Source organism: Planctomycetota bacterium (assembly GCA_039182125.1).
Classification (GTDB): domain Bacteria; phylum Planctomycetota; class Phycisphaerae; order Tepidisphaerales; family Tepidisphaeraceae; genus JBCDCH01.
Genome location: JBCDCH010000106.1, coordinates 1 through 10,477 on the forward strand (window position 1 = coordinate 1; position 10,477 = coordinate 10,477).

Annotated in this window: 6 protein-coding genes; 4 read left to right on the plus strand and 2 right to left on the minus strand. The window is 64.9% G+C overall.

All coding sequences use genetic code 11. From position 1 onward, the window contains the following. The first annotated feature begins 282 nt into the window (after positions 1-282). The 3 genes from AAGD32_17685 (at position 283) to AAGD32_17695 (ending at position 8,950) form a co-directional block, all read left to right on the plus strand. Positions 283-6,048, plus strand: coding sequence for a calcium-binding protein (locus AAGD32_17685; protein MEM8876079.1), 5,766 nt, complete (start codon positions 283-285; stop codon positions 6,046-6,048). Positions 6,049-6,111: 63 nt separating this feature from the next. After that, a complete protein-coding gene (locus tag AAGD32_17690; protein ID MEM8876080.1) occupies positions 6,112-7,023 on the plus strand; it encodes a hypothetical protein in 912 nt (303 codons plus the stop codon). A gap of 64 nt (positions 7,024-7,087) precedes the next feature. Continuing rightward, positions 7,088-8,950: an iron ABC transporter permease gene (locus AAGD32_17695; protein ID MEM8876081.1), complete on the plus strand. Its 1,863-nt coding sequence runs from the start codon at positions 7,088-7,090 to the stop codon at positions 8,948-8,950. 17 nt (positions 8,951-8,967) lie between these two features. Here AAGD32_17695 and AAGD32_17700 read toward each other — a convergent pair whose 3' ends face one another. Then, complete coding sequence (locus AAGD32_17700) at positions 8,968-9,510, minus strand: GDSL-type esterase/lipase family protein (protein ID MEM8876082.1); 543 nt, start codon at positions 9,508-9,510, stop codon at positions 8,968-8,970. Further along, positions 9,507-9,941, minus strand: coding sequence for a hypothetical protein (locus AAGD32_17705; GenBank protein MEM8876083.1), 435 nt, complete (start codon positions 9,939-9,941; stop codon positions 9,507-9,509). The genes AAGD32_17700 and AAGD32_17705 overlap by 4 nt, the downstream gene beginning before the upstream one ends. A 54-nt stretch (positions 9,942-9,995) precedes the next feature. On the opposite strand from AAGD32_17705, the gene AAGD32_17710 reads away from it, so the two are divergent. Then, the gene (locus tag AAGD32_17710; GenBank protein MEM8876084.1) at positions 9,996-10,466 is read left to right on the plus strand and encodes a hypothetical protein; all 471 of its coding nucleotides are present in this window, start codon (positions 9,996-9,998) and stop codon (positions 10,464-10,466) included. Positions 10,467-10,477 lie beyond the last annotated feature (11 nt).

The following is a 10,477-nucleotide window of genomic DNA, read 5'->3' on the forward strand; positions in this document are numbered from 1 at the left end:
CGCGCCGGGAAGTCCCGGTCGCGGCCGCGGTCATGCGCCGAATTCCGGTCTTTTGCGGTTTGGGCGTTGGGTTATGCCGGTTTGGTGTGAGAAATCTCGCATATCGCCGGTTTTGCCGGCGGTTGGCTGATAATTTTTGCCGATCGCGTGACTTTTTCAGGTCGGCAGCGTCATTATGGGTGGGCTTACCGAGCTTTTTCCACGCCGGTCGATGCTTGCGTCAACGGAGGTGGTCGAAGCGTCGGTATCTGGGAGAATCGCTAACCAACCTTTAGACACCACATGACCGACAACCTTTCTCGCCGTCATGGCCTGCTCAACAAGCTCGGCCGTTCCATTGTCCGCCAGCACGCCGCCTTCCAGAAGCGTCGAGCACTTCGGCGCGCGGCTGACACCACCGCCGGGCCCGTGTTCGTCGAGGCCATGGATGGCGTGGAGCAACTTGAAGCACGCAAGCTCCTCGCCGTCGGCGGGACGGAAGTCGCGATCAATGTCGACTACATCGCCGACGATCGCATCGACTGGGCGCTGACCAACATCATGAAGCGTGCCAGCGACTGGGTCGCCAACGACGGCTCGCAGGTCTCGGTCGACGACAACCTGTACCCAGACCGGATGACCGGCAACCAGTCGCGCATCAGCGCGTGGCTGTTGCGTGACCCGAACGGTGCGTACCCCGGCGGGGTCTACACGGCGGAATGGCGGGGCGACGGCGCGGTCGTGAGCTTCGGCGGCGTCGACTGGGAGTACAAGGGTCGCCGCGCCGATGGCGTGACCCACTGGGCCGAGATCACGTTGCCGGACAACTGGAACGGCAACTGGTCGGTCGACATCCAGGCCAAGAACGGTGACCAGAGCGTCTACAACGCCCAGCCGATCCGCGACATGAACGTCTGGATGCCCGACTACAACGGGCAATCGTTCGTCGGCCAGCGCTGGGAACCGGGGGCGGACTTCAGCCCGTTCCACCCGCTCTACGTCGAGCGGCTGCGTGGCGTGGACACGGTCCGCATGATGCTCTGGACCGACGCGAACTCGACCACGGTCGAGACGATCGGTGACCTCGCCGACGTCGACGACGCGTACTTCACCCCGCGTTACAACACCTCCGGCTTCGAGACCGAAATCTCCGGCCTGCCCGTCGAGTACATGGTCGCGCTCTCCAACGAGATCAATGCCGACCTCTGGCTACCCATCAGCCCGTTCGCCAACGACCAGACCGTCTTCAACATCGGCGACACCGTCGCCAAGCAGCTCAACTCCAACCTCAAGGTCTACCTCGAATACGGTAACGAGGTGTGGGTGCCCGGCTCCGAGCCGTTCCGCTTTATTCAGCAGAAGTACGGCACCAACGGCTACGGCGACCCCAACCACTGGGCCGGCCAGGCGACCGAGATGAAGGCGGACTTCGTCCAGTTCCGCAACGCATACGCGTCCAACGGCCGCGATGTCAACGAGGTCATCCGTGTCGTCTCGGGCCAACCGTCCGAGGATTTGTTCCAGCCCGATCAGTTGCGTCAGCAGTTCTCGCCGGGCGAGTACGACGCCGTTGCCGTGACCGCCTATGCCGGCAACCGTCCGCTACCGACCTGGGACGGCAACACCACGCCCGAGGAGATGATCGCCGACATCACCGAGGACTACCACCGCTACAACTCCAAGCTGATCTGGTGGAGCAAGTGGGCGCAGGACGAGAACAAGCTCTTCCTCACCTACGAGGCCGGCCAGCACCTCTACCCCAACGGTGACGGCAACGCCTCGTGGCAGCCGGCCATGCAGGCCGCGTTCAACCACCCGGACATGTACAGCCTCTACCAGCAGATGGCCCTCACGGCCTCCGCGGTCGAGATGGACCTGTTCACGAACTTCACCTACGTCTCCGAGTCCCGTCCGCGTGGCGGTTCGTGGGGCGCGCTGCAGTACCAGACGCAGCCGACCGACACCTCGCCGCGTTGGGCGGCGATCCAGGAATGGATCGACGGCACGCTCGTCAATGGGCAAGGCCGCGAGGCCGCCAAGCCGCTGGTCGGCACCATCGACGCCTGGGCCGCCGACCCCGACGGCGGTTACAACCTCTACCGCAACGGTGACGTCCGCGTCCTCGACGACAAGCTCGGCATCTGGCTCACCGGCGGACAGACTGGCGAGGTTTCCTTCCCCTTCTTCGGGGCTGACGGTCAGTACGATTTCACCACCGACTACTTCGACGAAGACGACGGCCAAGCCTCCTACCAGTTGCTCGTCAACGGCACCGTCGTCGACAGCTGGGTCGGTGACCAGGACCTGCCCGGCGTCAACCCGGGCGTCAACAACAAGACTTCCCGAACCGTCCGACTCAACCTCAACCACAAGGACACCATCACCCTCCGCGCCACGCGCGGCGGCGGTGAGTTGGCCGCGATCGACGGCTTCGATTACGTCCCGGTCAACTACTCCCCCGGCTACACCGGTCCCGCCTTTGACGAAAACCCTGGTCCCGGCGGCGGCTCGCCTCCGTCCGGCGGCGGTGGCGGCGGGTCCAGTCCTGCCGAGTTCGAAATCGAACTCGTCGGACGTGTTCTGCAGGTCACGGCCGGTGCCCGTTCCTCGGTGATCACCATCGCTAACGGACCCGACGTCAACAATGCCACGGTGCGCGTCATCGGCGACTCGCTGATCCTTGGCGAGTTCGACGTGACGGATGTCGATTACGTCGACGTTCGCGCCGGCGCGGGTCAGGACAGCATCGATGCGTCGGAGCTGACCAACCTGCGTGTCGAGCTCTATGGCGAGGCCGGCGATGACACGCTCATCGGCGGTGCCCTGGGCGACAAGCTCTTTGGCGGCGACAACAACGACGAACTCCGCGGCGGTGCCGGCAGCGACAGCATCGTCGGCGGGGCGGGCAACGACACCGCCGAGGGTGGTGCCGGCAACGATCGCATGGAAGTCATCGCCGGGGCCGACCGATTCTTCGGCAACGCCGGCGACGACACGCTCATCGGTGCCGGCGGTAGTTCCGCCGTCCTCGAGGGCCTCGACGGCAACGACCTGATCGACAACACCGGTGCGTTGGGCTACACGATCCTCCGCGGCCAGGCCGGCAACGACACCATGATCGGCTCCACCGCCCAGGACGATTTCTCCGGCGGCTCCGGCACCGACACCGTCGACTACTCCTTCCGCAATGACGTCGACGAGACCGACATCACACTCGACAACGTCTACAACGACGGCCCCGAGAACGACAACGTCCGCAGCGACGTCGAGAACCTGATCTTCGCCGACACCGGCGGCAACGGGATCGAGATTGACTACGTCGTCAACAACGGCGTGCTGACGATCCTCGGTACCGAAGGGAATGACGAAATCACGTTGCTTTGGGACTTGGGTCCTGGACCTGCTGAAGTCGAAGAGTACGTCAGGGTCAATGGCACTCAGGTTCGGTTGGCAGAGATCAACGATGTCGCTCCGTTTACATCGTGGCAGATCGACGCTCGCGGCGGTGACGACGAGTTGCAGCTTATAGGTGTTCCGTTCGCGCTCACCGATGTTTTTGGTGGTTCAGGTGCCGATTCAATCTTCTTGCCTCTCAATGTTGAGGCCGCCAACACCGCTGTGCGGGTTGACGGAGGTACAGGAAATGACCTCATCGACAATTCTGGCGGTTCAAATGGCGCGACGCTGATCGGCGGCAGCGGCGACGACATTCTTCGTACAAGAGTTAGCGGTGACCTGCTCAGCGGTGGCGACGGCAATGACACCTTCGATACGACCGGCGTGCCCTTCCAGTCCGAATCGACGCTGACCGGCGACGCTGGTAATGACACGCTCATCTCCGGTGTCGGTGCTGATGATTTTTCCGGCGGCGGCGGCACTGACATCGTCGACTACCGCGGTCGCAACGATGGCCCGTTCTTCGTCACTTTCGACGGCGTCGCGAACGACGGGGCCGACGGCGAGGGCGACAACATTCGCTCCGACGTCGAGGAAGCCCTCGGCATCACTGTCGATGAGCCGACCGATCCCGCCTTCGTCGACGACGACGGCAACCTCCGCATCGTCGGTACGGATGGCCCCGACACCGTCGAGCTCGCCGGTGATCGCAGCGTCGACAGCTACTTCGTCCGCGTCAACGGCGTGAACTTCTTCATCCCGTTCGCCGACGTCACCGGCGAGGCCTTCGTCGACCTCGGCGACGGCGACGACGTGCTCAAGACCAACCAGGCCGACGGCCCGGGCAAGCTCACCGTCAACCTCGGCGACGGCAACGACACGCTCGATGCCACCTTCCTCCGCGCCACCGTGCTCGGCGGGCTCGGTGATGACGAGTTCTACCTGACGGAGTTCTCCAACCCGATGTCGCTCGTCGACGCCGGCGGTGGGAACGACAAACTCGATTCGGGCAACGCGTCCGGCTTCGTCGAGTTCCTGGGCGGTAACGGCAACGACACGCTCGGTTCGGGCCGTGACATCGCCGACGACTTCTCCGGCGGCGCCGGCACCGACACCGTCGATTACCTCAACCGCGGTGCCGACAACATCACCGTCACCCGCGACAACAACGCCAACGACGGCATCGCCGGCGAGCAGGACAACATCCGCTCCAACGTCGAGAACGTCCTCGGTGCCGACAGCGTCGACAGTTCGGGCAACGGTGGCGGTGGCACCCCGACGGGCGGCACGCTCTACGGCGAGTCGTTCGATGACGGCGAAGGCGCGACCAGCGGCAACCTCGAGGGTGGCGGTACCTGGCGGACCTTCCGAGGCGGTCTCGGTGCCGGCACGCTCGCCGTCGAGGATGGCAAGCTCGTCATCTCCGGCACCACCAGCTTCGTCTCCTGGTACACCTCGAGGTTGGACATCGCCGGCCAGACCGTCGGCCTTTCCATCGACGTCACCGGGACCAACCTCGGCCCCGACGATCTGGTGAACATCGGCTACCGCGTCGATGGCGGCGCGTTCGTCCGCATGGACTTCCACCGCGGCTCGTTGCCCGGCGGCGCCATCACGGCGACGGCCGAGAACATCACCGGCAACAACGTCCAGTTCGAGGTTCAATCCCAGGCCAAGCAGGGCACCTTCACCCTCGATAACGTCAAGATCACCTCGCCCGACGCCAACCCCGGCGGCGGTGACGGCAATGGCGGTGGCGGCACCGGCGACGGGGCGGTCTTCGCCAGCGAGTCGTTCCCGACCGACGGTGCGATCAGCGGCGAGGGCAGCGACTTCAACTGGCGCACCTTCCGCGGCGGCCTCGGCAACGGCGCGGTCTTCCGTGTCGATGACGGCCGGTTCACAGCACGCAACACCGGCGGCTTCGCAAGCTGGTACACCACCGGCGTGAACACCTCCGACGCAGGTGGCCCGCTCACGCTCAAGTTCGACGTCGCCTCCAGCGGCGCGTTCCAGAACGGCGACCAACTCAACATCAAGATCACCACGTCCGACGGCGATCAGCTCCTCCGCAGCTACCGCGGCGGCATCACCGGCGGCAGCGAAACCATCACCGTCGAGAACCTGCCCGCCGGCGCGTTCAAGCTCGAGTTCGCCACCCGCACCAACGGCGGCACCTACTCGTGGGACAACGTCCGCCTGCTCACCGGTGACGACAACGCCGGCGGTGGCAGCTCCGACGGCGCGACCGTGGCCGCCGATGCCTTCGGTCAGGCGAACGGCACCACGACCGCCGAAAGCCCCGTTGCCTGGCGGACCGTTCGCTGCAACCTCGACGGCGATTCGGTCTTCAGTGTGCAGAACGGTGCGTTCACGGCCACCAGCACCGGCGGCCTGGGCGTCTGGTACACCCGGCCGATCGACATCTCCGGCGGCGCGGTCAACATCGCCCTGGACCTCGCCGCCAGCGGCGTGACCAGCAGCGATGCCCTGCGTGTGTTCTACCGCGTCGATGGTGGCCCGACGCAGGTGGCCGGCAACTTCCGCGGCGGCGTCGGCAACGGCGACATCCGCATCAACGGCGTCACCGGCTCCAACCTGGTCGTGGAAATCCACGCCCAGACTGCTAACGGCACTTACACCTGGGACAACTTCAAAGTCGTCCGCGCGTAAGCAGCCTCAGTTCCGAACGCCCACGTCCGACGGCGTGGGCGTTCTTTTGCGCTATGCTCGTCGATGCGGGAGTGGACCGACAGCTTGGCCGATCGTCTGCGGCGTGGCGCGTGCCCGCCCCGGAACGATGCCGACGTGAGGCGGTACGTGTCCGACTACATCCGCGACCGGGTTGGTTGGCTCACCGATCGCGACTTTGCCGCGATGCTTTGCGACGATTTCAAGCTGCCCGGCATCGAGCCGGACGACTTTCTCCATCGGGAACTGCGAATCGGTGATGCCCGCGCGCTCACCGGTATTCGCTTCCTCAATCTCAACCCGCAGCGGCCGTTTGTCGATCTGGAAGCGGTCACCGGTGATGTCCCGCTGCACGAGTGGTGCGATGCGGCCCTCACCGCCTGGCAAAAGTTCAAACCGCAGTCGGTACGCTGGTACACGCCCGGTGCGGAGCCGCCGCCGTTGCCGGCCGGTTGGCAGGTCGAGGCGGACCAGCACCTGCTCGTCGGTTACCTCGGCGAAGTAGAGCCGTGTGCGGATCGTGTGGAGCTGGCGGTCGCTGATCCGGATGAAGCGTTGTCGTGGTTGCAGACGAGTTACGCGGCCTTTCACGAACGCGCTCCGCACATCCACGAGCGGGTCTGCATCTCGAGTATCGACGAACTCCGCGGCTGCCAAGAGCGCGGAAAGCTCGTTTGGTGGCACCGCAACGGCGAACGGGCCGGCTTGCTCGGGGTCGATCGAATGGCGGAGTTTGGCTACGACGGTTTTCAGGTCGACGAGGAGGCGGTCGATCCCGCCCACGTCGGCCACGGCACCGCCGCCGCGGCGCAGGGCGAGGTGATCCGCATGCTCGCCTCCGATCACCCCGGGCTGGCTTTCTTCGGCACCATCGCCGGTCGCAACGTACCCAGCCTCAAGACCGCCGCCCGCAACGGCCGCGTGATCCACGGTACATGGTGGTTCCTGCGAAAATGACGCACCCGGCCGTGGCTCAGGAAATGTTTGACGCGCCGCCCGCCACCTCGACAATCGCACGCCCATGACCGCCGTCGACAACATGCCCGCGGCCACCCGGCCGACGGTGAGTATCTGGCATCGCCTCGGCGTGCAGGGCCGGCCGACGGTGCCGCACCTGCTGTTGACCGTGGCGATCCTGCTGTTCTTCGCGGTCTTTCTCATCTGGCCGATTTGCCAGGTCGTCATCGCCGGCTTCCGCGACTCCGACGGCGATTGGACGCTGCGTTACCTCACGCTCGTCCTGACCGATCCGATCAAGTTGCAGGGTCTTTGGAACGCGGCCGTCATTGCGATTCTCACGACGGCGTTGTCGTTCGCCATCGCGTTGCCGCTGGCGACGATCAGCGTGAAGTACGAGTTTCCGTTCAAGGGCATTCTCAGCGGATTGCTGTTGGTGCCGCTGGTGCTGCCGCCGTTTGTCGGGGCGGTCGGCATGCGGCAGGTGCTCAGTCGGTACGGCCCATTCACGCAGGTGTTCGCCCCCGGTTCCGAGGCGGGCATCGACTGGCTCGCACAAGTCCAACTCTTCGGCATCGTGCTCGTCGAGGCGCTGCACCTGTATCCGATCCTGCTGCTCAACCTTCAGGCCGCGCTGGCGAACATGGACCCGGCGATGGAGCAGGCCGCCCGCAATCTCGGGGCTTCTCGCTGGACCGTCTTCCGCAAAGTGACGCTGCCGCTGATCCGCCCGGGCGTCTTTGCCGGCTGCACGCTGGTGTTCATCTGGAGCTTCACCGAACTCGGCACGCCGTTGATGTTCGACTACGACGTGGTCACGCCCGTGCAGGTGTTCACGATGATCACCGAGGGGGCGGAGAACCCGGTGGCGTACACGCTGGTGGTCGTGATGCTGGCCGCGAGCGTGTTGTTTTATGCCATTGGCAAGCTGCTGCTGGGACGCGGGTTCGACGCGGCGACGACCAAGGCGTCGGTCGCCGCAACGCCCAAGAAGCTCAACCTCATCACCGGCTTCCCGGTCATTCTGCTGTTCCTGTTGGTCATTGGTATCGCCGTCATTCCGCACCTGTCGGTGATCTTCACGAGCATCACGTCCGTCGGCGCCGGCGAGCCGGGCTGGTACAAGTCGATCCTGCCGCAGTCGTACACGGCCGAGCACTTCGGCAACGCGCTGACCGACAAGGCGGTCTTCGGCTCGATCGTGAACTCTCTGTTCTACGCGACCATCGCGACCGCAGTGGCGATCATCGTCGGGCTCGGCGTCGCGGTGATCGTGGTGCGCAGCAATGTCCCGGGCAAGGGGCTGATCGACGCGCTGGCCATGTTGCCGCTCGCTGTGCCGGGGCTGGTGCTGGCCTTCGGATTCCTCTCGATGTCGATCGGCTTCCGACAGTGGTTCGGCGACGCCACCGACGTCAACACGGCCGACACCGGTGTGGCCCTGTGGTGGACCGGCTTGTTCGGCGACGGTGCCGGGCCGCTGTTCTGGCTCAACGTGCAGGAGTATCCGGTGGTGTTGCTGGTGCTGGCGTACGCGGCCCGGCGGTTGCCGTACGTCGTGCGGTCGGCCGTGGCGGGCTTGCAGCAGACCCCGCGCGATCTGGAGTTGGCCGCGAGCAACCTCGGTGCGAAGAAGTCGACGGTGCTGCGCAAGATCACCGTCCCGCTCATCGTCGCCAACCTCCTCGCTGGCGGCCTGCTCGCCTTCGCCTTCGCCATGCTCGAGGTGTCCGACTCGCTCATCCTCGCGCAGCGGGCCGACTACTACCCGATCACCAAGACGATCTACGAGCTGTCCCAAACGCTCGGCACCGGTATCTACCTCGCCAGCGCGCTCGGCGTCTGGGCCATGATCATGCTCACGCTCACGATCCTCACGGCCAACAGCCTCATGGCCAAGAAGCTCGGCGCGATCTTCCGCATCTGACCTTGCACGGGCGGGATTCAGGCCGGCCCGGTCGGTTCGTAGATGTTGACCCTCTTGAGGTGTTTGGTCAGGGCCGTGTAGGCATCGGGCGTCAGGTGTGTGCCGTCTTCCTGGAAGAAATCGTCCCGGCCGTCGAACACGGGGTTGATATCGACTATCGAACAGTTGGGGCGACGAATGAGCCCTGCCGTGATGCCTTCATGCACCGCGTCGATATTCGCGAGCTTGTCGCGCTTGTCGGGGCACTTGATGATCGAGAAGTACGCGAACCACGCCCCGGCGGCGGTCACCGCGTCGGCGATGCTGAGCACGTTGTCCGCGATCGCCCCGGCCTCGATGCCGTGGTTGATGTCGTTACTCCCGACGTAGCAGCCTACGACCGCCGGGTGGTACTCGACGAGCATCGCCCGCAGGTGTTGCGTGCCGGTGTCGGGAACCCAATCGGCCGAAATCGTGCCGCCCACGGCGATGTTGACGAACGATCGCCCCGGGAAAGCCTCCGCAGCCCCGTCACCCCAATGTCGAAAAATCGAACTGCCGATCAGTAGCACGTCCGTCATTGCAGCGATTCTACAGACATCACGCGTTCACGCGCGGGCAGGGCGTTGGCTTCCGGGTTCAACAGCGTCACCGCCAGCGCCGCCCCGTACAGGATCAGCCCCACGAGCAGCACGATCACGCCGACGCGGTACGCCCGTGTCTTCTTGTCGCGGTACGCCAGCGACGCGTCCAGCCAGGCTTCGGTCGTCTCCCCGCACTGCATCGTGAGCCAGCGCAGGTGCAGCACGCCCCAGACCACGATCGCCGCGGACGCCAGGATCAGCGCGAGCCCGGAGATGATCAGCCACTGTGCCCAGACGTTCGTCCCCGCCACGAGTCGCCCGGAAAAGCCGGTCGTGGACACGACGATCCCCGCCAGCCCCAGCGCCACCTGCGCCCGATTGTGCAGCACCGCAAACTGCCGCTCGAGCATCGCCATGATTGCCGGCAAGTCATCACCGTAGCGGTCAAGAATACGCGTAGCTTCGACAGAGCGGGGGAGGGAGTGGGTGTCGGCCAATGTCGGGGACTTTATGGCCGTCACCGCAACAGCGACCAAACCCGTCACTTCTTCGGCCGCGACCGCGACATCCCCTACGCCAAGCCGAACCTGCAGATCGAACGCGCCGGCGACACGCTAACGGTCACCACCGACGTCCTCGTCCGCGACCTGTACGTGCTCGACGACAAAGTGGAATCCCAAGGCGTCCACCTGCTGCCGGGGGAGTCGGTGAGGGTGGAGCTGGCGAGCGACGACACGCCGGATGTTCGCTGCGTCAACACGTTTTGCACAATAGCCGGGAGCCAACGGCTTGGCAGAATCGGCTTCGGCTTGAAGATGGTTAATCCCACAATCACCCGAAAGAACGTTTCTTCCTCGAGAACCCGGTTGTGGACACGACTATACCTGTCGGCACCAGCGCCACCTGCGCCCGGTTGTTCAACACCGCAAACTGACGCTCCATTTTCGCCGTGATCGCGGGAAAG

Excerpts from the sequence above, each read along its gene's own strand:
- AAGD32_17685 (MEM8876079.1), top strand. The coding sequence starts at position 283 with ATGACCGACAACCTTTCTCGCCGTCATGGCCTGCTCAACAAGCTCGGC.
- AAGD32_17700 (MEM8876082.1), bottom strand. The coding sequence starts at position 9,510 with ATGACGGACGTGCTACTGATCGGCAGTTCGATTTTTCGACATTGGGGT.
- AAGD32_17695 (MEM8876081.1), top strand. The coding sequence starts at position 7,088 with ATGACCGCCGTCGACAACATGCCCGCGGCCACCCGGCCGACGGTGAGT.
- AAGD32_17690 (MEM8876080.1), top strand. The coding sequence starts at position 6,112 with ATGCGGGAGTGGACCGACAGCTTGGCCGATCGTCTGCGGCGTGGCGCG.